20 protein-coding genes are annotated in these 23152 nt (G+C 35.5%); 6 read left to right on the top strand and 14 right to left on the bottom strand.

From position 1 onward, the window contains the following. Positions 1-18 precede the first annotated feature (18 nt). Positions 19-1071: a proline racemase family protein gene (locus AC1Q51_RS14305; protein ID WP_072939872.1), complete on the bottom strand. Its 1053-nt coding sequence runs from the start codon at positions 1069-1071 to the stop codon at positions 19-21. A 160-nt stretch (positions 1072-1231) separates the two neighbouring features. Between AC1Q51_RS14305 and AC1Q51_RS14310 the strand changes: the two genes are divergently transcribed. Further along, positions 1232-1462: a YflJ family protein gene (locus AC1Q51_RS14310; RefSeq protein WP_072939984.1), complete on the top strand. Its 231-nt coding sequence runs from the start codon at positions 1232-1234 to the stop codon at positions 1460-1462. 143 nt (positions 1463-1605) lie between these two features. Here AC1Q51_RS14310 and AC1Q51_RS14315 read toward each other — a convergent pair whose 3' ends face one another. The 3 genes from AC1Q51_RS14315 to AC1Q51_RS14325 all read right to left on the bottom strand — a co-directional run bounded on the left by AC1Q51_RS14315 (position 1606) and on the right by AC1Q51_RS14325 (position 5659). Further along, positions 1606-2559: a TRM11 family SAM-dependent methyltransferase gene (locus AC1Q51_RS14315; RefSeq protein ID WP_492331566.1), complete on the bottom strand. Its 954-nt coding sequence runs from the start codon at positions 2557-2559 to the stop codon at positions 1606-1608. 150 nt (positions 2560-2709) lie between these two features. Further along, entirely contained in the window at positions 2710-4302 is a 1593-nt protein-coding gene (locus AC1Q51_RS14320; protein WP_016513661.1) for an N-acetylmuramoyl-L-alanine amidase, read from the bottom strand. A gap of 307 nt (positions 4303-4609) precedes the next feature. Beyond that, positions 4610-5659 (bottom strand): M42 family metallopeptidase, encoded by a 1050-nt coding sequence (locus tag AC1Q51_RS14325; protein WP_000930086.1) that lies wholly within the window; start codon positions 5657-5659, stop codon positions 4610-4612. Between the two features lie 126 nt (positions 5660-5785). Between AC1Q51_RS14325 and AC1Q51_RS14330 the strand changes: the two genes are divergently transcribed. After that, a complete protein-coding gene (locus AC1Q51_RS14330) occupies positions 5786-5965 on the top strand; it encodes a hypothetical protein (RefSeq protein WP_016513660.1) in 180 nt (59 codons plus the stop codon). A 21-nt stretch (positions 5966-5986) separates the two neighbouring features. Here the strand turns inward: AC1Q51_RS14330 and AC1Q51_RS14335 are convergent, their stop codons facing one another. From AC1Q51_RS14335 to AC1Q51_RS14345, 3 genes are all read right to left on the bottom strand, one after another. Next, positions 5987-6313: a nucleoside triphosphate pyrophosphohydrolase gene (locus AC1Q51_RS14335; RefSeq protein ID WP_001277348.1), complete on the bottom strand. Its 327-nt coding sequence runs from the start codon at positions 6311-6313 to the stop codon at positions 5987-5989. Between the two features lie 17 nt (positions 6314-6330). Continuing rightward, a complete protein-coding gene (locus tag AC1Q51_RS14340) occupies positions 6331-6648 on the bottom strand; it encodes a YjcN family protein (protein WP_000738198.1) in 318 nt (105 codons plus the stop codon). 121 nt (positions 6649-6769) lie between these two features. Continuing rightward, positions 6770-7582: an enoyl-CoA hydratase gene (locus AC1Q51_RS14345; protein ID WP_001999174.1), complete on the bottom strand. Its 813-nt coding sequence runs from the start codon at positions 7580-7582 to the stop codon at positions 6770-6772. 301 nt (positions 7583-7883) lie between these two features. Between AC1Q51_RS14345 and AC1Q51_RS14350 the strand changes: the two genes are divergently transcribed. Further along, complete coding sequence (locus AC1Q51_RS14350; RefSeq protein WP_098854747.1) at positions 7884-9278, top strand: O-antigen ligase family protein; 1395 nt, start codon at positions 7884-7886, stop codon at positions 9276-9278. A 47-nt stretch (positions 9279-9325) separates the two neighbouring features. Here the strand turns inward: AC1Q51_RS14350 and AC1Q51_RS14355 are convergent, their stop codons facing one another. The 4 genes from AC1Q51_RS14355 to AC1Q51_RS14370 all read right to left on the bottom strand — a co-directional run bounded on the left by AC1Q51_RS14355 (position 9326) and on the right by AC1Q51_RS14370 (position 15887). Then, positions 9326-11188, bottom strand: coding sequence for an S-layer homology domain-containing protein (locus AC1Q51_RS14355; RefSeq protein WP_492331567.1), 1863 nt, complete (start codon positions 11186-11188; stop codon positions 9326-9328). Positions 11189-11334: 146 nt separating this feature from the next. After that, positions 11335-12423, bottom strand: coding sequence for a polysaccharide pyruvyl transferase CsaB (gene csaB, locus AC1Q51_RS14360; protein WP_001241596.1), 1089 nt, complete (start codon positions 12421-12423; stop codon positions 11335-11337). Positions 12424-12566: 143 nt separating this feature from the next. Beyond that, positions 12567-14087, bottom strand: a complete 1521-nt coding sequence (locus tag AC1Q51_RS14365) for a putative polysaccharide biosynthesis protein (RefSeq protein ID WP_061660968.1) — start codon at positions 14085-14087, stop codon at positions 12567-12569. A 330-nt stretch (positions 14088-14417) separates the two neighbouring features. Further along, complete coding sequence (locus tag AC1Q51_RS14370; protein ID WP_492331568.1) at positions 14418-15887, bottom strand: SulP family inorganic anion transporter; 1470 nt, start codon at positions 15885-15887, stop codon at positions 14418-14420. A 187-nt stretch (positions 15888-16074) separates the two neighbouring features. On the opposite strand from AC1Q51_RS14370, the gene AC1Q51_RS14375 reads away from it, so the two are divergent. Then, positions 16075-16539, top strand: a complete 465-nt coding sequence (locus tag AC1Q51_RS14375) for a hypothetical protein (RefSeq protein WP_000954998.1) — start codon at positions 16075-16077, stop codon at positions 16537-16539. A 134-nt stretch (positions 16540-16673) separates the two neighbouring features. Then, the gene (locus AC1Q51_RS14380; protein WP_001098258.1) at positions 16674-16871 is read left to right on the top strand and encodes a hypothetical protein; all 198 of its coding nucleotides are present in this window, start codon (positions 16674-16676) and stop codon (positions 16869-16871) included. Between the two features lie 624 nt (positions 16872-17495). Here the strand turns inward: AC1Q51_RS14380 and AC1Q51_RS14385 are convergent. Beyond that, a complete protein-coding gene (locus AC1Q51_RS14385; RefSeq protein ID WP_075716845.1) occupies positions 17496-19052 on the bottom strand; it encodes a fatty acid--CoA ligase in 1557 nt (518 codons plus the stop codon). Positions 19053-19310: 258 nt separating this feature from the next. Further along, the gene (locus AC1Q51_RS14390; RefSeq protein WP_000908776.1) at positions 19311-20798 is read right to left on the bottom strand and encodes a coproporphyrinogen III oxidase; all 1488 of its coding nucleotides are present in this window, start codon (positions 20796-20798) and stop codon (positions 19311-19313) included. A 254-nt stretch (positions 20799-21052) separates the two neighbouring features. Between AC1Q51_RS14390 and AC1Q51_RS14395 the strand changes: the two genes are divergently transcribed. Continuing rightward, complete coding sequence (locus AC1Q51_RS14395) at positions 21053-22756, top strand: S-layer homology domain-containing protein (RefSeq protein ID WP_000726527.1); 1704 nt, start codon at positions 21053-21055, stop codon at positions 22754-22756. Positions 22757-22824: 68 nt separating this feature from the next. On the opposite strand, the gene AC1Q51_RS14400 is transcribed toward AC1Q51_RS14395, so the two are convergent. Next, on the bottom strand, positions 22825-23152 hold a 328-nt coding region (locus AC1Q51_RS14400; RefSeq protein WP_400154333.1), incomplete at its 5' end, for an LPXTG cell wall anchor domain-containing protein.

Raw genomic sequence — 23152 nt, forward strand, 5'->3', positions numbered from 1 at the left:
TCTTTCCACCTCCTCCTTCTATCCTAACAAAAATCCCCGTTTCAAATCATCTCTCGGGTCTACAACGAACTGATGAAATCCTGTAATAAAGGCATGCCCGGTTACTTTTGGAACGACAGCTTCATATGTATCTACTGCGGTTACCGACAATACTTCCCCCTCGAATTTCCCGTCAGTAATGCATTCATGGACGAAAATTTCTCCCTTTTGTAAAGCATCTTTTTCAAAAAGAGTTGCGATTCTTGCGGAAGTTCCTGTACCGCAAGGAGAACGATCTACTTGCCCATCAGCAAAGATTGTTACATTTCGTAAAGTTGCGTCTTCCCCTTTCGGTTCATCTGAAAAGATAACGCCGTATATTCCTTTCAATCCTTCTTCAAGTGGATGTTTCACTTCCATTTTGCTCTCTATATAATGTTTAATTTTACCGCCCCACGTTTGAATAGCGGGCAAGTCTTTAAAATCAACTTTCAAACCAAATTCTTTACAGTCTACAACAGCGTAAAATGCTCCTCCAAACGCGATATCTACTTGAAATTCATAGTTATCTATTTTAATAGGAACGTCTTTTTTGTATACAAATGAAGGAACATTTTCAAATGATACAGATTCTACTTCACTCCCGTTATATTTTGCATACGCAATAACTTCTCCGGCTGGGCTATCAATAATGAACTTTTGTTTTTCACCCTTTACTTCAAACATGCCTGTTTCAATTCCAACTGTAATGACAGCAATAATGCCATGACCACACATCGTACTCCATCCTTCATTGTGCATAAATAAAACACCAAAATCAGCGTGGGCACTTGCTGGCGGTGTAATGATACAACCGTACATTCCGTGATGCCCTCTCGGTTCATACATCAGAATTTCACGAAGGTAATCCAAATGTTCCATACAGTATGCGCGTCTTTCCAGCTGCGTTTCCCCTTTTATTTCTGGCACGCCGCCCGTAATAATTCGAAGCGGTTCCCCAGCTACGTGTGCATCAATCGTTGTATATATTTTACTAACCTTCATTTCTATCTCTCCCCTATACGTTGATACTATTTCCAACGCAAGTATCATGCCAAATCGTATAGCATTACTTTTTTCAAATCCCCTCAGTAATGTGTATTCTTTTTTCAACAAATTCATATACAACTGTCTACTTTTTTATACACGGCTTGGACGTTACGTTATAAAACACCTCGATAACTTTGCAATTCCTCTCGTACACACATGCAAAATTCCCTTTATCATTATTATTTTCAATGTAAAGTTACTTCGCTCCCATACATATACTGTTCAAAAGCAAAAAGGAAGTGATCCCATGTATTACGGAACAAAGGGCTGGTACGTAGCTGAACTAAAAAAATTAGGCGTACGCTATCATGAAGGACGAAAACTAGAAAGTTACCGCGGACACGTATTACGCAATTTATTAATCGCACAACAAGAAAAATTAAAAGAACAGTAATATTCTAATGTAACGATATCGGCGATTCGCCATGGAATATCGACTTACCGACAAATTCCGCTAATTCATCTATCTACACCACCAATCAATCACACATCAAACTACAATAGAAAAAGGTCACCCAAACGGGTGACCTTCCTTTCTTATTCACAAACAAGAATTTGTCTAGTAAATGATCCTTTTCTTGTAATACAGCGATCTGTAATTTCAAATCCTGCTTCATGGATCATGTCGTCCATTGTCTCCATCGTTACAACGACTACCTTTTTAGCGATGCGGCGCGCACTTGAAAGAATGGAGAGCTGGTCTTCTGGTGTGGCGTGCGTAAATAGATCGTACGGCATATCGATAATGGCAACGTCGTAGTTCTCAGTAATTTCCTCGATTGGTCCTTTTGTTACTGTTCCTTTAAATCCGAAATGTGCGATATTTTTTCTTGTTCCAAGAACTACAAGTGGATTTATATCTCTACCAACGATGTTAATCCCCATAGAAAGTGCTTCTACTACTACTGTTCCAATACCGCAGCACGGGTCAATTGCTCGTACTCCCTCTGGATTTGGTACAGCGATATTTGCAACTGATCTCGCAACACGTGTGCTAAGTGATGTCGAATAACTATGCGGTTTTTTTATGTGATGATACCAAACTGGTTCGCTTTCTACATAGTGCCCGAAGTACCAGCGTCCTCCAAGAGGAACAATCCCGAATACACGCTCTGGATTACGAACATCCGCTTCTCCTTCAATATGCATGCCAAGGTCTCGTTCAATAAGACGTCTTTCTCCATATTCAATTTTATTTTCTCCAACGAGGTCATTGATTTTAACGAAGATAACTTTAAACGACGCCCCCGCTAAATCAATTTGTTCCACTTGTTTTAAAATGCTTTCTAAGTCGTCCCCTTCATACATAACCTCAACGCGCTCTTTCATAAACGCACTTCTACTCGGTTCAATTTTTACATCACTTTTTAAAATATTAACGTGCGACTCCATTCCAAAGAACGAGCGCATTTCCAAGTAACATAAAGCACGCTCCTCCTCACGAAATGCATACGTATATATACAGGCAGGTGTTTTACTATGATTATTCAATCTATTATCATCCTCTATCGTTTAAAATTGTTATGATTACAATTACTCAAATACTTTTTTGTATATAAAATTAAATGATATCATATGCCGGAAATAAAGAGAAACGTTAATAAATAAAAGAGACTGCCAATGGCAATCTCTTATTATTTATTAACGGAAAGAAGACACGTTGTTACCCATTTCTTCATAGTAATCTAAAATACCTTGATAAATAGCTTCCGCTGCACGTTGTCTCCATTCTTCAGTAGCTAGTTTTTCACCTTCACCTTTAGCATCGATGAAACCTAGTTCAGCTAAAATAGCAGGCATTGTATTGTATTTCACTACATAGAAGTTTTCTGTCTTTACACCTCTATCATTTGATTGAAGTGCTTGTACTAAACGTTTTTGTACTTTTTCTGCTAGTACACGGCTTTCTTCTGAATTTGGATTTGTTGCCGATCTGTAGTAGAACGTTTCTGTTCCTTCTACTTGTTCATTAAACCCGTTTGCATGAATACTTACGAAAATATCACCTTTATTTTCTTGTGCAAATTCTACACGTTTTTTCAAAGATTCACCAGGAGTATTTCCCGGACGCGTATCATCATTACGTGTTAATAAAACAGTAAATGGTGTCTTTTGTTCAAATAGTTTTTGTACACGTAAAGATGTATCTAATACAATAGCACTTTCATCCATTTTCACACCAGAATGCCCTGGATCAACTCCACCATGACCTGGATCAATGATAATCGCTTTTCCTTCTAAGAAGTTACCTTGCTTCACTGGATTTAATTGATTTTTATTAACCCATTGGAAACCAGCGCCCATGCGGATACGAATCCAGCTGCCATTCTCTTCAATAACAGTTACTTGCTGTGCGTTATGTGTTCCCATTACTTTTGACGAAGAAGAAGCTTCTGCATAAGTAGTGAATCCTTCATTAATAACTTCTGTTTTCTCCACTAAAGGTGTCCATTTATCACCGTTACTTGTTGCAATTTTGATCCATCCATCTCGTTCTTCTTTAATTTCTACCGTTTGTGGATTATGCTGATTCGCACTAATCCCAGAACTTAATGATGGTGCGTGATATGTAATGAATTTTCTATCTATGTACATTTTCTTTGTTTCTACTGGACGATCACTATTCTTGCTAAATTTATCTGTTTGCGCAGTAAGCTGAGCTGCTTGTTCACGCGTAATAGAATCATTCGGTTTCCAGCCATTCTCTGTACCTAAAGAAAGTTTTAATTCTACTAAAATATTAACTTCTTCTTTACCCCAATGATTCTCTAAATCAGCGAATTTTGTAGGAACTGGTCCTGTTACTTTGCTTTTCAGATTATATGCTCTTACAAGCATAGCTGCCATTTCAGCACGAGTTACTTTTCCTTCAGGATCAAATACTCCTGGTTCTCGCCCTTTAATAATATTCTCTTTTTCCATAGCTGCAATAAATGAAGCTGCCCAATTATTTTTTGCATCATTATAAGACGGCTTTGCATTCGGATCTACTTTAGCACCAATTGCTGTTGCGATAATCTTTGCTGCCTGGGCACGTGTTAAATTTCCGTATGGCATAAAGTTACCATCTGGCATACCGTTAATTACATTTCTCTCTACTAAATAATAAATTGCGTCTTTCGACCACGCACTATCTGAAACATCAGGAAATTTCTTCGTTTCTGCTAAACTACTAATTGGATGTGCTAGTAAATTTGCTGCTAATAAACCTGCGGCTATTGCTTTGTACTTCATGAAAAATAAATCTCCTCTCAAAACTTCATATTCATACATTTTTTTAATCAAGCTAACTAAAAAATATTAACTATTAATTAATTCCTTTCATAGTGTATAACATTATATATCTATAGTAAATACGTTTCCGGCCTTATAACAAAAATCGCATATATATAACTTATAATGAATGTATATAAAATAAAACTTTAATCAGCCCACAAATAGCGGGATAAAAAAACGATTAGGACATGTCTCCTAATCGCTTCGCAAAATAAAAAGCTGATTAAAAATAATATTTTTAATCAGCTCTCTATTATCTATGAAATTATTCTTCAATTAAATTAGACATTACATATGCATATACTAATGCTTCTGTATGCGCAATAGAACTTTCATGTGTACGTTCAAATGCGTGAGAAGAATCAATACCCGCTCCAATTAACGCATGTTTCACATCAAATCCCGCGCGAATCGCAGCTGATGCATCAGATCCGTAGTATGGATAAATATCTACTTTATATTCAATATGATTCGTTTTCGCAAGCTCTACTAAATGTTTACGCAGTGCGTAATGATACGGGCCGCTAGAGTCTTTTGCACAAATAGATACTGTATATTCATCAGATGTTTGTCCATCACCTAACGCTCCCATATCAACTGCTAAGTATTCAACAGTTTCTTCTGGAATATTAGAATTACCACCGTATCCAATCTCTTCATTATTAGAAATTAAGAAATGCGTCGTATATGGTAATGTTACGTTTTCATCTTGTAATCTTTTAATTAATTTTAATAAAATCGCAACACTTACTTTGTCATCTAAATGACGTGATTTTATGTATCCACTCTCTGTAATTTGAACGCGTGGATCAAATGACACGAAGTCTCCTACTTCAATTCCTAATTCGCGTACTTCATCAGCTGAAAATACGCGCTCATCAATACGAACTTCAATATTTTTCTCATCGCGTTTTGCTTCACCTGCATCTTTATATACATGTACAGATGTTTGATGCATTAAAATCGTTCCTGTATACGTCTTGCCACTTGATGTTTCAATTTCGCAATATTCTCCTTCTACAGAGTTCCAACGAAATCCACCAATCATAGAAAGACTCAGGCGACCATCAGGCTTAATTTCTTTCACCATCGCACCTAACGTATCAACGTGTGCCGTTAATAAGCGGTGCTGCGCATCATTCTTCCCTTTTACCGTTAAAATAAGAGCACCCTTATTATTACGTTTCGTTTCTACGTTCCACTCACTTACATAGTTTTCAATGAAATTAATAATTTTTGCTGTATTTCCAGATGGACTCGGAATAGAGACAAGCTCCTTAATCAGTTCCATCGTTTCTTTCGTATGATGTGCCATTGTCGTTTCCTCCTCATTTTCTCTACTATTCAGTATACAAAATCCGCCAGAAAACCTCTACTTATATAGCTTAATTTTCTAAATTGTAGTAAAATTCTTTTTAGTATACAAAAGGAGTCCTGAAATATGAATATATCAAAAAAATATATACACATTGCACTCATTTGGTTTTTAGCATCATTATTTTGTTTACAAATCTCTTATGCCATTCATACTACTACTTCTATTACAATCGGCTGGATATTAACAGCTAGCTTCTTCATTATTAGCTTCATTGCAACAAAAAAGCATAGCGTTACTCATTAACGCTATGCTTTTCCTATAAAACTATTCTTCTGAAACGTCTAATAAATAAATACCTCTTTCAAATCCACCGCGCTCTACTTCTTTTTTCTTACGAAGGCGTTCTACATCTTCAATCGATGCACCTTCTGCACGTGCTAATGAAATGATAACTTCTAGCGCATCCGCAAGAGAATCTAGCGCATGTTCGCGTTCTTTCATAGAAGCAAATTCACGAATTTCTTCCGTTCCAATTTTCGCTAAAGCCTGTATGTATGCTTGCCCTGTTAATTTTTGTGCTGTATACGTTTTTCCAGACATTAAAATCTTCTCTGGAACACGATCTCTTACTAACTTGTTATATGCTGACATCATTCATCCTCCTATATTTAATAACATCCGAGCTCTGCTTTATAGAAAAACCATTTTTTCTTCACGCACGCACTTAACATATCAATTCCTGATCCATGTGCTCTTACATGTGGAAAGAAATAGTGCTCTAAGTCTTCGTCCTTACCATATAGAGTTTGATACTCATCTGGAATCGCTTCTTTTTTCACATCTTTTTCTTTCGTCACCCCATCAGAAAATGCAACACTTGGATGTCCCTCAAAAAACAACGCAGTCCGAACTGCCAAAGATGGTGTACTATGCAAAGCAGAATATGTAAGCAAAATAATAGTAATAACACCGATCATTTTCTTCATGTATTACTCCTTAAAAAAAGTGCTAACACAATTATACTAAAATGTGTTAGCACTTTCTCCCCTTTATCCCGAATTAACGAGCTAATAATCAGTGAGGAATGGACAAAATCCTCACTTCACTTTATTCCCCTTTAAATGCTGGTAAACGTTTCTCTAAAAACGCAGCAATTCCTTCTTTATGATCCGCTGTTTGTCTCATTGCATATTGACCACGCTTCTCTAATTGCAATGTTTGCTCTAAATTAGAGCGATTTACTTCACATAAAATTTGCTTCGTTTGAATCATTGCTTTAATCGGTTTTTGTGACCATTCATTAATTTTTTGCTTCACAGCCGTTTGGAAATCTTCGCCGATTACTTCATCAATTAAGCCGATATCAAGCGCTTCTGTCGCTGATAATTTCTTGCCTTCCCAAATAATTTGCTTCGTCATATTTTCACCGACGCGCTTTTGAAGGAAGAAATGACCGCCTCCATCTGGAATTAAAGCGATTCCAATAAAGTTCATCGCAATAACAGATGATATATCCGCCATTACATAATCAGCTGTTAACGCAATACTTAACCCAAGACCTGCAGTTGGTCCATGAATTGCACTAATAACAAGCTTTGGCATCGTATATAACGTCACGACAACTTCAGAAATAGTATTCATAATGCCATCAAACTTACTTTCATCATTACTTGAAAGCATCGATTTAATATCCCCACCCGCAGAAAAACCACGGCCGTTCCCACATAACACAACGATATGCGCAGAACTTTCCGCTACTTCTTTCAACTTTTGTAATAACTCTTTTAATGTCGGCTCATCTAACGCATTTAACACCTCTGGGCGATTGACCATAACTGTTGCAACGTGGCCTTCATATTTCACAACGACAGATTCTGTTTTACTTGTTATTTCCATTATATATACCCCTCTTTTCTCCATAAAGATTATACTTATATAATTATAGAGAACCATTGAAAAATCCTTCTTTTTTCTCAATTTTCTGTCTAATAATCTCGCAATTTGTACATATACCGTATAAAACATACAATTCCGTTGAAAAATATAGAAATTAAAGTCGGTTTATCCATGCTTTTCATCTATTTACCATTACAATGAAATGGTGTATTCTTAAGTTTGATAAAAAAACAAATATTGAAATTCATTCGCCTTACTATGTAAAAAAGGCTTTATACCCATCTTTTGGGTGTTGTAATAAAGGAATGAAGAACTGGAGGAACATATGGTTAATAAGTTGAAACAAACGGATAACTACTTCCCACATTTCCTATTGCTATTCATTGTGTTTCAACCAATTTTAGATTTATTAACATCTTTTTCAATCTATATATTACACATGAGCGCAACAGTTGGAGTTGTAGTCCGTTTCGCCTTTATGCTTCTTGCATTAGGATACCTACTTCTTCATCACAAACAACAAGATGCGAAAAAGTACATCCTCTATTTATGTTTACTCGGAATCGCACTCGCAATCGGTCTTGTAAATAATATGATGGTTAAATCTCCAGTTTCATTTGGAGAAGAAGTTAAATTCATTTTAAAGAGCGTATATCCAATTGTGCTACTGTTTGGATATATTATCGCCTTTAAAGAGCTAAAAAATAAAGAGTATGTATTTCATAAAATCATTACATATTTCTTATATGCAACTTTAATTTTAAGCATCACAATGATTGTCGCAATGCAAACTGGAACGGATTTCCCAAGCTATCCTCATTCAAAAATCGGTTCAAGAGGTTGGTTCTTCGCTGGAAATGATTTAAGTTCTCTTTTCGCCATTATGTTCCCAATCATTGTCTTATATTCGATTCATAAAACAACTTCTTTCTCGAAAATATATTACTGGATTCCAACAATACTTGCGATGTATGCAAGTATTATGGTCGGAACGAAAGTCGGATATGGCGCAATTGTGATTACATTAGGCGTAGCACTTTTCTTCTCATTCATTGAGTACATGATAAATCGTAAAAAAGAAAGAAAAGGATTCACACATATTGTAAATACCGTTGTTGCCGCAGTTATACTAGGAGGTTTAATTGTTCTTACACCGCATACTCCTATCGCAAAAAATATGGGCATTCACATGCAAATATATGAATACAAAAAATCAGTACAAGAAGAAAAAGATCGAAAAGAAGGAAAAGTAATTAAAGAAGATCCAGAAGATACAAAAAAACATGCAAAAGGTGAACTTACAGATTCTGAAATGAAAAGTTTGATTTACAGTGATCGCGACAAATTCTTAAAAACATACAAACAGTACTATAAAGACGCACCGCTTTCACAAAAACTATTCGGAATGGGTTACGCTGGTAACTACACAGATAAAATTAAATTAATTGAAATGGACTTCCATGACCTATTTTTCGCCTTTGGAATTGTCGGTTTCCTTATTTACTTAATACCGCTTCTATACTTTGGTATTAAATTATTCATCCGCATGATCACAAACTTTAAGAAAATCATGACCGTAAAGTATATGCTATTAGCGAGCACACTCATTCTATCACTTGGCATCGGCTTTATGTCTGGCCACGTATTAACAGCGCCAGCCGTTAGTATTTTCTTCGTTGTTATACTCGCTTATATCATTGTTGATTTTGAAATTGAATAAAAAAGAAGGTGCTACGAAATGTCAGTAGCACCTTCTTTTTTATTTAATTAATGTTTTACGTATTCTAAGCTTTCTTTTGCAATATACGCTTCTGTTACAGTAGGATTATCTGAAATAACTTTAACCCACGCTTTTCCATTTATTATTTCTTCACCAGTAACTGTGACAACTACATTTGTATTTAAACGATACAGTCGCTCATTTGATATACTAGGATTCTTTTTCACTTCCACGTTATTCATCACACGTGCAAGTTTGTACTTGTTGTATTCTTTTTTACCTAAATAAGAATCAAAACGGTTCATATGCCCCGCTACTTTTTTACCCCAGTTCGCATCAGATGCATATTTCGCATTTAAACCAGCAGCTTTATCACCTGTATATGTTGCTGTATAACGCCAATGTCCTGGATTTAAATATCCTTCATTCATGTATAATTTTGCTGCATGTTCAATACAATCTTCTTTTGAATTGAATGCTTCTCCGTTACCATATGGACTATCGTCTGTTGCTTTTAAACCAAATAAATTATTTTTGTCTTTTGCAAGAGCGCTTGTTCCATAATAACTTTCATGAATTGCTAATGAATATAAGAATAATGCATTTACATTATACTTGCTTTCTACTTCTTTAAATTTCTTTCCTAAACCAATTAATGGAGAGTCTGGCTTAATCGATTTCACATAACTATCTAGTTGTTCAGCTGTATAATCTGTTTTCGAACGTAATGATAAATAATTGAAATATTGATAGAAAGTTTCGTCTCCGAATGTCTTTCCATCTACACTATACATTTGCTGTCCTTGCTTCATGAAAGAAGGTGCCACACCATATCTAAATTCTGTATATCCAGGTGAACTTGTATTATATGTATAATATTTATGGTATAAATATCCATCTGATTTCACATAATAAGACGACTGTTTCATTTCATTTGTAGGAATTAAAGTGATTTCATTCTTCTTCACATAACCTGTCAAACCAGAAAGTTGAACTTTCACACGATCTTCGCCAACTTCTAACACTTTCAATTCTGTTCCATACTGAATATACGTATATACTGTTGACAAATTCTCATCATAAATATTAATGATGTTTTGCCCACTTATTCTTTTCGCACTTGCAAAACCATCTTTAATCCATAAAAATTCGTTCTCGTATTTTACCGCATTCATACCTTTATTTTGAGCAGCCGTAACCGCTTCTTTATACGTATTATAGCGCTCTACTTCTTGCTCTGTTCCGTTTTCTCTTACATTTGTCACAACATATTTCTTAGTTTCTACAGGATTGCTATTTCCGTTTTTTTCAATCGTCTGAAGCATACGATCCAACATAGCTGAAGCCATCCCTCTTGTAGCTGATAGATGTGGTCTAAATGTATTATCTTCTGGATACCCTTTAATAATTTGAGTAGCCACCATAACTTGCACATGCTCTTTATAGTTAATACTATCTTTATCAGTAAAGGTAAGCGGACTTACAGCTACTTTAATATTTTTATAGTCTAACGCTCGCTTTACCATTATCGACATTTCTTCACGTGTAATCACATCATTTGGTGAGAATGTCTCGTTCGTACGACCATTAATAATTTTCGCTCCATATGCTCTACTTACACCATCATATAAACCGTAAGTCTTCGGCACATCCTTGAAATTCGAATCAGCTTTCGGTAAATTTAAAGCCCTTGCTATGAATGTAGCAAACTCTGCTCTTGTTACTAATTTATCAGGCGCATATACATTGTCTCCATACCCCATTAAAACTCCTTTAGTAATAAGTGAGCGCATATGCGTCTCAAACATATGTCCTGTAATATCATCATTTGCCGCATAACTTGAAATAGGAGTTAAAAGTAATGATCCCGTTAATGCCACTGCTGTTATACCTTTTGAAAAAGTCTTCAAGGTTATCCTCCTCGTAATCTACGAATTTATTATCACAAATTTGATTATATAATACTCACAATCATTTTAGCATAATAAATAGGAATTAAAATAAAACGTTTTTTAATTAGAATTTTCATTACATTCAAAACAAAATAAAAGACACTTTACTTTTTTAATAAAGTGCCTTTTTCCATATGATCAATGAGTTTCTTTGTTGCCTGTTTGCCTTGCAACCGAAGCTCATCTATTGTCAATTGTAACTCTTGCTGCACAGTTCCTTGTTGCATTAATTGCTTTTTCGCAATTTCATATAAATATTCAGCACTCCATTCGCCATCCACACTTCCTATAACTGGCTGATTCACTTGACTTAAAAACGAATCAATTTTCGGATCGTATGAAATCCCGACCATTGGAGTTTTGGCTACAGCAGAAAAAACTAGTGCATGAAGACGCATACCAATTAGTAATGAACATTGTGATAAAATGAATATTTTCTCGTCGATATCCATTTTATATGGAAGCATATACGTCTCTTCTCCCATTAAGTCTACTACTTCACGCGAAGCTTTTTGATCAAATGGCTCATGCATTGGAACAAATAGAATTTGATATCCTTCTTGCTTTAATTTTTTTAATGCCGCAGCTAATTTTTTTATATAATCTTCTTTTGCATTCCAATAACGCACACTAACCGCGATTACTTTTCCATGTATCGAATGCTTTTGCAACCAATCCGATTGTTTTGTCCGTTTCCATGTTAAAACAGGGTCTGGAACAATTTCAATATCGTTTTTTATGCCAAGTCCTTTTAAATATAAAAACGAATCCTCATCTCGAACTGATACATAGGAAGCTTTTGACAAGTTCCATTTTACTAATAGACGATTATATCCTTTTGTAATTGGACCTATTCCTTGTGAATAAATATAATACGGCTTTTTTAATAATCGAGCGAGTCCCATAATACCCGTATAATATAGAATACTCTTCGTACTTGTCTGATCTTGAAGAAGGCTCCCGCCACCACTAATAACTCCATCACTGTTTTTGATCGCATGATAAACAGCTTTTATATCCCAGCGATCTACCGATTCTACACCATACATTTCCTTTGTATATTTAGAATCATTTGATAGTACTACTAGTTCTATATCCGGGTTCTCTTTACTTAACGATTCAATAATTGATTGTAGAATCGCCTCGTCTCCAACATTATAAAAACCATAATATCCTGATAAGACTAAACGCACCCTAAATCTCCTCCAAAACTAGGTAACCGTTTATTTCATCTAACATAAACTGGTACCCATTCCTTACCTAAACACTTAATACCCTACATAGTTTCCTCTTTATCAGCTCATATGAATTTTAATAAAAAATTAAATTTTTATATTTATCTTTTCAAAAATGGTATTTTTTTTATTGATATCCATTTTAATTTCAAAGCACATACACCATACAAAATGGTTGTAATACTTAATGCTATACCACTGAATAATAACGTCATAATTCTTGAAAATGTAACATCTATCACATTAAATAGTTCATACAATCCTAGTCCTAAAATAGATGCTATTGCTAGCACACCAAAAAAGCTTTTTAAATGAATAGAATAGGCAATATAGCTTCGAATATACAAATGATTTACAATACAAATCAATACGTAAGTAATGAATGTACTATACGCCGCTCCATCTATGCCAAACTTCTGCACGAACATTATGTTTAACACGACTTTCACACAACTCGCACCAATAACAATCCATGCAGCTTGTGCAGAACGATTAATGCCCTGTAAAACACCTATTGATAATACCATAACCGCAGTAAAATACGAACTGCCAATCATAACTGTTAACATACTACTGCCTTTTACGTCTGTGAACAATCCGACATTTAACGGTACTGTTAATGCCATCAACCATATTGTTAACGGTGCTGTCAAAACATGCGCTAGTCGATTTGTATTTTGAATTGTTATTTTCGCCAAATTTATATCTCTTTTGGCCAATGCGGAAGTTAAGAGTGGTATTAACGGAAATACAATTGCACTTGCAAAAATAACAATTATTTGCGTGAATGCAAAACCGCGACTGTATATTCCAAATTGTTCTTGAATTTCTGTTGATGATCCTTGTAATACATGCGGTATTGTAAGCGAGTCTACTAAATTTAAAAGTGGCATTGATAAAGCTCCGATAGCGATTGGGATCGATACCCGCAATATCTTTTTGCCGTTTTCTCTTAAATCTCGGAGTGAATAGGAATTGCTTTTATTGTAGTATGGACTTCTATTATATTTTATACGCAAATATATAAGGGAACTAATGACTCCAAGAAAAGAGCCAACCATCGCACCACTAGTAATAACAGTATTACTCTTATCCCATGATACTAGTATGTAAGCAATTATTAACATAAAAAACACACGTACAAATTGCTCAATGACCTGTGATACCCCTGTTGGTTTCATATCACCGAAACCTTGAAAATACCCTCTATAAACTGCCATGTATGGAGCAATGAGTAATGCTAATGAAGTAATAAGCAACGGCATTCTAGTTTCTTGTCCACCAAGCATATTTGCAATTTCAATAGAAAATAATACAATGACTAAACAGCCGAAAACGCCAAATGCTATTCCTATAATTGACGCTGATGTAAATAATTTCGCAATTTCCTTTTGCTTATTTTTTTCGTTCAACTCTGCAATTAGTTTCGAAATTGCAAGTGGAACTCCGGCTACCGATAATGTAAGAGCAATCATATATACAGGAAAAACAAGGCGAAAAATACCGAGCACTTCATCTCCTGCAATATTTTGTAATGGAATTTGAAAAAAACTACCAAGCAATTTTGACAAAAAAGTTGTAATGGTTAAAATTGCTGCTCCTTTTACAAATGTTTTATTCATATTTTTTCTCTTTTCTTTTATACATATACTCTCAAACATATTGTTTTAAGCGATAGGGATTCATTTTATCCCATTGGTTATCATAACAAATTTATTATACGTTGAATACTTGGTTTTTTTTTCAAAATAGAAAAGCGAACCAATTCACGCCTATCTCTTCACACTATAATTTCTAATTCCTTCCATTATATGTACACATTATAGCTGTTTTCGTAACTCAAAAAGAGCTCTTCTCTATCAATGCAGTACATATTACTAAAAACATTATAAGAATATCCCACAACTCTACATTATAATGTATGTAAAATTGTGAGATATTCTAATTACCATCTAAGCACTTAAGATTTTCAATTGTTCTTTCTGTTCATCGCTTGCCATTACTATGATTGTTTTTTCAATACTCGGATGTACTTGCTCAAGCTTTACACTTGCTCCTACTTTATTTGATTGCTCAACAAAATTTAATAATGCCATAGCTCCTGATACATCCATATAACGCACATCTTTCATACGTAAAACAACCGGTGACTTCACATCTTGTAAAGTAGAGAAAATACGATCTACTGATAGGAAAGAGAGCGGCCCTTGAATTGTGTACGTTTCTTCTCTTTCTTTTACGATAGAAGTTTTACGTTCTTTACATTTCACCATATATATGATGAACGAAAGAATAATACCGAAGGCAACAGCAATCATTAAATCGAACTTCACCGTTACAATCATCGTTACGAGCATAACAACGACATCACCTTTAGGAGCGACATGCATCTTTTTCATGCTTCCCCAATCGAACATTCCAATACCAGTTAAAATTAAAATACCTGATAATACAGCAAGTGGAATATATTGTACGACCGAACCAAGACCCATAATAAAAATAAATAAGATAACACTATGCATACATGCCGAAAGTGCCGTTTTACCGCCACTTCTTATATTCACGATAGACCTTACAGTCGCACCTGCACCTGCTAATCCGCCAAACAATCCGCTCATCATATTACCGATACCTTGTCCAACGAGCTCTTTATTACTTTTATGACGTGTACCTGTCACATTATCCATTACGACCGATGTTAACAACGAGTCAATCGACCCTAACAAAGCAATACTAAGCGCTGGTAAAATAAGTGCTGCTATTCCTGTTCCACTTAAAGATGGAATATGAAGCGTAGGTATCGCTTCTGGAATAGTTCCAATCTTTTCAATTACTTTATTTAGTGAAAGATTTCCGATAATCGGTAACTTTACTGTAAGTCCTTCGAGTAGAGAAGAAAATAAAGGAAGCAAAGCTGTCACACCGACCAGTGCTACTAAACTAGACGGAATCGCCTTAATCCATTTGCCAGAAACAATCATTACAATAATCGTTAACACAACAAGTAGAAAACTATTTTGTACGTGCTTTATTTCGCCTAAAATAATGATTAATGCAATACCATTCATAAATCCTGAAACGACAGGATACGGAATATATCGAACGTAAGAACCGAGCTTACATACACCGAATAAAATTTGAAATAATCCTGCCATCATAAAGGCAATAAAACTTGCCTCTAACCCGTGCGTCGCAATAACTCCTGTTGCAATAACGGTAATCGGTCCAGTTGGCCCCGTTACTTGCCCAGGTGTCCCGCCAAATAACGCTGCGAATAAACCTGCAAAAATCGCACCATACAATCCAACAAGCGCTCCCTCAGACGTTCCTGTCGCAGCAATACCAAATGCAATCGCAAGTGGCAACGCAACAATCGCAACAGTAAATCCTGCTAAACATTCCTTTGCTATTTTTTGAAACATAAAAAAACCACCTTTGTATAAAGTCCATGTTCCATTGTACACCTAAAAAGATACATTCGTTAGCTCACTTTTTACATTCTCGTGACGTAAACGTATTCAATGAAAAGTTTCCCCCTTATCTTTGGAAACAATTGCAACTATGCTATAATGAACAAATTAAATCTTTTACTATATACTTGGAGGCACTATGCTAACTTTTGAAGAAAAATTATCGATTATTGAATCTTTCCCAGAACTAGAAAGAAAGAACGTATCATTAAAACGTGTAAACTTCCACTTTGAAGAAAGTCGTTTAGATAAAAAGAACGTTGTATTTCATTTACACCCAAATGGAAATGGATTTGTGTATGCAAGCGGTATTAAAGGTTACAAAACGGATGATAAGGGTATGGTTAACATCCGTGAGTTTTCAGCAGAAGAGTTACGTTCAGTAATTGAGAAATCAATTGACCTTCTATCACAAGAAGAAGTAGTAGCACCTGTAGAACCTGCGAAAGAAGAAGAATGGCAGAACGAAGATGGTCATATTCTTACTCTTATTTCAGAGGATGACATGTGGAACGTGTACGCTGGTGTAAACTTAGACGGTACATTCAACTCTTATCCAGAAGCTGCGGAATACCTTGATGAAGAAGGGTTTTCACGTAAATAAAAATAGAAACCTATTTCATTCAACGACTTTTATAGTAATCAAAAAAGACACTTAAGGTGTCTTTTTTTGTTATATAAACTCCTTTCTCACACTATCTTTATTAATTTTCATAAAATGATTCAGAGGAGGTTTATATGAATACAACTGCTAAATTAATAAATTGGAAAGAACATGGCGATATGATTATTCTAGAATGTGAATTAAATGGAAAACGCTTCGAGATATCAACATATAAACAACGAATATATAATGCACACCTTTTATCAGCTGACGTGTATATTCGTTTAGATTCATCTGATAATATAATTGGAATAAATATCTATAAAAAGTAAGAAAAGCCCCCTATTCCGTAAGCGGGCTTTATCTTTATTACAAAATGTTAGAGTATACTCTCTTTTTTTCATACAGTTTATGTAATTATACATATTCATTAAAAAATACACTAAATGAATATTACATGTAGTAAAATATAACTTGTGGGCACGTTCTATAAAGCAGATTCTTTTAAAAGGCGTAACATATCGATTATTATAGGGGATGTGGCGTCACTTCGATATTGATCTCAAATCTCTTGTCTTTTGTGAACTAACAATCTAGTGTATATAGACGATTCTGCTTTATAGTGTGTGTTTACACTCATAACAAAGGGGTAATGGTAATACGGATAGATTCCGATTCGTATGAAATGAAATGGTTCAAGTCGGAGAGAGGCACCTTAAGGTGTCTTTTCTTTTTGGACATTACATCCATTTTGTTTTTCCACCTTATTTCAAATGCGCTAATTAACCTTCACCAAGAAGAAATGAGAATTAAGTAAATATAAAGTGACTGATATTCACTTAATTCCCAACCTCTACAAAAGAACAGAACATTTAAGAATTAACAAAGATATTGTTTCTTCTGTTTAATACAGAAAAATGAAGGATACCCCATAGATATGGGGTATCCTTCATTTTCTATTTTTTCGCACCTTTCAGTGACTCCCTCAGCACAAACTTCTGCAACTTCCCGCTCGCATTACGTGGAAGTTCATCTACAAATAAATAATGACGTGGACGCTTATAATCTGCTAATTCGTCACTTTCTTTGCAATACGTTTCTAAATCAGCTTCTGTTATTGTTTCATCTTTCTTCACAATAACTGCTACAACACGCTCTCCCCATAATTCATCTGGCTCACCAAGTACCGCCACATCTAATATACCGGGATGACTATGAAGGAAATCTTCAATTTCACGAGGGTAAATATTTACACCACCGCTAATTACCATATCATCAACACGATCTGCAACGAATAAATAACCATCCTTATCAAAGTATCCTAAATCACCAGAATGATACCATCCTTTATACATCGATTTTTTATTCGCCTCTTCACGATTATGATAGCCAGCCATCATAGTTGGGCCGCGTAAAATAATTTCTCCTACTTCATAAGGAGGTAATACATCATCTGGTTCTGCCGGTGCATCCTCGTTCGGTTTCACAATACGAACTTCATGACTAAAGCATGGCGTGCCTGCTGAACCAGCTTTCGTAATTTGATCCTCCTCTACGAGAAACGCCACAACTGGTCCCATTTCTGTCATTCCGTATATTTGAACAAGGTCAATATAAAGACGTTCTTTACATTCCTTCACTAACGCCGGTGCCATTGCCGCTCCGCCATATATACCGATTTTCATTGACGTTAAATCATACTGAGTTAAATCTTTTTGCAACAACATATTCCACATCGTCGGTGCTGCAAAGAACGTCGTAATCTTTTCTTCTTGAATCGTATGTAATACTGTTTCTGTATCAAAATGATGCAAAATGACATTTTTTCCGCCAACTTGAATGCGTGGTATGATTCCGGCATTTAATTCACCACAGTGATATAAAGGCGCAACAACAAGCCCAACGCTATCTCTATTATATTTTAGGAAATACGTACAAATCATACTATGCTCAGCCATTTCACGATGACGATGTAACACGCCTTTCGGATGACCTGTCGTACCGCTCGTATAAAGCATTGAACAATAATCCATTTCATCAATTTCGATATTTACTTTCTCAGAAGATGCTGCATTCACTTTTTCATGGTAGGAACTTGCATAGGAAGGTTTATCGTTTTCTATAGACCAAAAAGATGTATTTGGAAAATCTCGTTCAATGATAGCAACAGTTGACTCAACTGCTTTTTCAAAGACAACGACTTTCGAGGATGCGTCCTGAAGAATATAAGATACTTCTTTCGCCTTTAAGCGAAAGTTAATCGGATTAAAAATTGCACCAATTTTTGCACAAGCTAAGTAAACGTTTACAAATTCATGGCAGTTATATAAGTAAACAGATACTGTATCTCCCTTTCTTACTCCGTCTTCTAATAAAGCGTGTGCCGTTTTATTTATTTGTTCATCCCACTGTTTATATGTCCAGCGAATATTTTTTTCAGGTTCCACTAACGCCTCTTTATTCGTATACTTACCAACAGATAAATCAAAAATTCTCCCTATCGTCATGTACATGCCAACAATTTCCCCCTTTTCTCTTTCATAAATCTATCATTTCGTCTATAAGTAGACATTGTCCTTCAATGTTTTGACTAATTTTTCTGATTATTATCGACATAGTTTTACATACGGTACCGCTAGACGGTAAATGAAATTATACCGGCGATTTTTCGAATCTATCGACTTACCGACAAAAACTGACAAGATATAATCGGCCCCCCGTTACTGCAGGATAAAAAGAGGTTGTTCCGACTCGGAACAACCTCTTTCTTCTTATGCGAATAGCTCTTCTAAAATTTTCAATTTATCTTCTGTATATTTTACGAAGCCATCGTTATATGATTTTGGATCTTTCGGATTCGCGAAGTGCGTAATTGCCCCCGTCTTCGGATGAACAAATTTACTTGATGCACCGCAACCAAGTCCGATAATTGATTGTACTTCTTCCATAATGACAATGTTGTAAATACTTTCTTGCGTCGGCATTGCATAACCAACGTTCTCTAAGTTACCTAAAATATTCTTTTGACGATATAGGTAATATGGTACGTAATTATGCTTTTGCGTCCATTCTTCTGCTTCGTGCATCATCGCTGTAATTTCTTCGCGACCTGCTACTTTATATTTACGTTTGTTTTGCGTCATTTCAGAAGCACGTTTAAATGATAACGTATGAACTGTTAATGATTCTGGCATTAACTTTTCTGTTTCATCTAACGTATGCTTGAAGATATCTAACCCTTCACCAGGAAGACCAATAATTAAGTCCATATTAATATTGTTCATTCCCATTTCACGAGCTAAATGGTATTTCTCAATTGTTTCTTCTACAGTATGATGACGTCCAATTGCTTTTAGTGTCTCTTGATGGTATGACTGTGGATTAATACTAATACGGTCAATGTTCCATTTATTTAACACTTCTAGCTTGGCTGGCGTGATCGTATCTGGACGACCTGCCTCAACTGTTACTTCACGTACATTTTTCACGTCTGGGAACGCTTCGTACATTTCTTCATACAGCATATCCATCTCTTCTGCTGTAATACTTGTAGGTGTACCGCCGCCATAATAAATCGTCGTAACTTTCACACCTTTTTCTTTTAAAAACTTACCAATTTCACGAACTTCATAATGTAAACCACCTAAGAACGAATCAACAGACCCTTGGCGTCCATTAATCGCATAAGCCGGGAATGTACAGTATGCACATTTCGTTGGGCAGAACGGAATACCGATATAAATACTTACTTCTTCTTTCAAACGGTATAAATCCGGAACAACTGCTAATTGGCAATCAACAATACGCTGAAGAAGTTCAATTTTCTCTTCATGAATTAAATAACTTTCACGAAGTTCTTGATGCGCTTCTTCTTTTGACATACCATTTTGAAGCATTTTATGAAGAAGTTTCGTCGGACGTACTCCCGTTAAAATACCCCAGCTTTGTTCAAGTCCAGTTAACTGCTGAAGAACAGAAAGATATACATAAGAAACAACATGCTTCACTTGCTTCATACGCTCTTTTTCATCTGTGAAAGCAGATAAATCTTTCGAGAATGTTTCTTCATACACATTTCCTGTGCTAACATCCGTTAATCGAGCGGATGCTTTCACATTATCCTCAATGTGTATATCAACGATCAGATTCGCTTCCTCTTGTTCAAATCCAATCGTACTATCTTCAAAAAATAAGCCGCCAATATTTTGTAGCGGACGTAAAAAACGATCATCTTGTAACGTTTTAATTGAAATTAACACATTATCACCTTTTCATTTGCAAACTCTCTTTAGTTTACTTGAAGGGCGTTTACAGGTCAATACAGAAGGTTTTACCTGTTTCTCTTACATTTTTTCAAATAATTCTTTTTATGAATATCGCTCATGTATATAGACATCATGATTTTCTCTTGTTAAAATTTATTAGTACAAAAAATCGTTACATAGCGAAAATACAATATATAAAGGAGGAATGTTAACACTAGATTTTATAATCTAATGTGTTAAAAAAAAATATGAAAAAGAAATTTTATAGTGTATTAACTCTCTCTCTTGCATTACAAACTGTTCTTGCACCTACTTATTCATTTGCAGAGAGTGCTGAAAAATCCGCCGAAGTATATACGGAGGATCAAGTTTTTAAAAGTATTAAGGAGCATGTTAATGAGCATAGTACTCATGAAGAAGATATCGAGGTTACTGGCCAATTCCTACTATACACTTCAAAAAAACATTCATTATATACCGCGAATGATTTAAAAAACAAATCGAATATCGAGATTACAGAACAAGTCGTAACGGCGACAAAGAAAAAAGGAAATGCTTACTACATAACGACGCCAACTGGCGCTGGATGGATAGATAACAATGATAATAGCTTAGAAGTTCAAGAGATTCATAAACTATCTAACCAAAAATTAATCGTAAAAGAAGAAGCTTCCATACATGCCCTTCCGTTCCAATCGTTTAAAGAAGAAGGGAAACTACAACCACAAGTCATTACTCCTACTGAACAAGCTGGAAATTGGTTTAAAGTCCAAATAAACGAAACAGCAAAATGGATTTATGCACCTTCTGCTACATTTGAAGGTACAAAAGCTTCATTACTAAAAAACAGTCGTACTGCTAAAAATAGTTTATTGAGAGCTCCGGAAGCTCTACAAACAAACAATATTTATGGCGTTACATTTAAAGAAATGATTGTCCCAAAAGGAAATGACGATATTCGCCCTGGCTACCCGATGGTACCTAAATATATTACGATTCACGAAACGGCTAATACAGCGAAAGGTGCTAATGCTCTAAATCATGCAAAATTCTTAGATAACCAAGCACGCGGAACAGCTGATCGCGCCGCATCTTGGCATTTCACAGTAGATGATAAAGAAATTTATCAACATCTTCCGGTAAATGAAGTTGGATGGCATGCTGGAAATAAAACTGGAAACTATGAATCTATCGGAATTGAAATTGCCGTTAATCAAGATGGAAACTATGAAAAAGCGGTAGAAAATGCCCGTAAATTGGCAGCTTATTTAATGAACGACTTAAATATTTCTCTAGATAAGGTCCAAAAACATCAATTTTGGTCAGGAAAAAACTGCCCTGCGTTTATGATTCAACGCGGACAATGGAATGCTTTCTTAAAAGGAACTGAAACATACTATAAGGAAAACCAAAAAAATCCCGTAACTGATGACATTACAGGTGGATGGTATGAACAAGACATTCGTCAATTAGCAGCTAGAGGCATTATGCAAGGAGAAGGGAACGGCAAATACTTCCCAGAGCGTCTTGTAACGCGTGCTGAATTTGCTACACTAATTACTCGTGCTTTACAATTACCAAGTGGAAACGCTAAGTTCACAGACTTAGAACAAGTACACCCATCTTTAAGAGACGGTATTAATCGTGCAGCAAGCGCAGGCATAATCCGCGGACGTGGTGATAATACATTTGATCCAAATACTACAATTACACGCGAAGAAGCTGTTATTATGATTGATCGTTCTCTAAAACACGCTGGTATTTTTGCAAAACAAGTTGAACTACCATTCGTAGACCAAAACTTAATTTACGCTAAAGAAGAAGTACAAAGAGTGTATGGATATGGAATTGTAAAAGGTAATGAATTTAATCAATTCGTACCAAAAGGACCATCACAACGTGCACACGCAGCTGCATTTATAAACAGAATGCTTAGCGTAATTGAAGCTTAAAATATTTATCTGTATTAATTTAAAAGGCATCAGAGATTGTATAATCTCTGATGCCTTTTATACATCTTTTAACTATTTTTAGCCATGAATCTTAAACGTATTCCTAGTAACAGAAGCATAAAACCGATGAATGGAACGTAATTCGTATTGTGTCCTGTAGCTGGAAGTTGTTGATTATTAGAAGAACCTTGTCCTTTTTCTGGTAAATTAGGTTTTTCTACTCCTTCACCTGGTTTTTCTGTTCCTTCACCTGGCTTTTCTGTTCCTTCACCTGGTTTTTCTGTTCCTTCACCTGGTTTTTCTGTTCCTTCACCTGGTTTTTCTGTTCCTTCACCTGGTTTTTCTGTTCCTTCACCTGGTTTTTCTGTTCCTTCACCTGGTTTTTCTGTTCCTTCA

The sequence above is a fragment of the Bacillus sp. MT94 genome (assembly GCF_058792475.1).

Excerpts from the sequence above, each read along its gene's own strand:
- AC1Q51_RS14305 (WP_072939872.1), bottom strand. The coding sequence starts at position 1,071 with ATGATACTTGCGTTGGAAATAGTATCAACGTATAGGGGAGAGATAGAA.
- AC1Q51_RS14320 (WP_016513661.1), bottom strand. The coding sequence starts at position 4,302 with ATGAAGTACAAAGCAATAGCCGCAGGTTTATTAGCAGCAAATTTACTA.
- AC1Q51_RS14325 (WP_000930086.1), bottom strand. The coding sequence starts at position 5,659 with ATGGCACATCATACGAAAGAAACGATGGAACTGATTAAGGAGCTTGTC.
- AC1Q51_RS14330 (WP_016513660.1), top strand. The coding sequence starts at position 5,786 with ATGAATATATCAAAAAAATATATACACATTGCACTCATTTGGTTTTTA.
- AC1Q51_RS14335 (WP_001277348.1), bottom strand. The coding sequence starts at position 6,313 with ATGTCAGCATATAACAAGTTAGTAAGAGATCGTGTTCCAGAGAAGATT.
- AC1Q51_RS14340 (WP_000738198.1), bottom strand. The coding sequence starts at position 6,648 with ATGAAGAAAATGATCGGTGTTATTACTATTATTTTGCTTACATATTCT.
- AC1Q51_RS14345 (WP_001999174.1), bottom strand. The coding sequence starts at position 7,582 with ATGGAGAAAAGAGGGGTATATATAATGGAAATAACAAGTAAAACAGAA.
- AC1Q51_RS14350 (WP_098854747.1), top strand. The coding sequence starts at position 7,884 with ATGGTTAATAAGTTGAAACAAACGGATAACTACTTCCCACATTTCCTA.
- AC1Q51_RS14365 (WP_061660968.1), bottom strand. The coding sequence starts at position 14,087 with ATGAATAAAACATTTGTAAAAGGAGCAGCAATTTTAACCATTACAACT.
- AC1Q51_RS14370 (WP_492331568.1), bottom strand. The coding sequence starts at position 15,887 with ATGTTTCAAAAAATAGCAAAGGAATGTTTAGCAGGATTTACTGTTGCG.
- AC1Q51_RS14375 (WP_000954998.1), top strand. The coding sequence starts at position 16,075 with ATGCTAACTTTTGAAGAAAAATTATCGATTATTGAATCTTTCCCAGAA.
- AC1Q51_RS14380 (WP_001098258.1), top strand. The coding sequence starts at position 16,674 with ATGAATACAACTGCTAAATTAATAAATTGGAAAGAACATGGCGATATG.
- AC1Q51_RS14385 (WP_075716845.1), bottom strand. The coding sequence starts at position 19,052 with ATGTACATGACGATAGGGAGAATTTTTGATTTATCTGTTGGTAAGTAT.
- AC1Q51_RS14395 (WP_000726527.1), top strand. The coding sequence starts at position 21,053 with ATGAAAAAGAAATTTTATAGTGTATTAACTCTCTCTCTTGCATTACAA.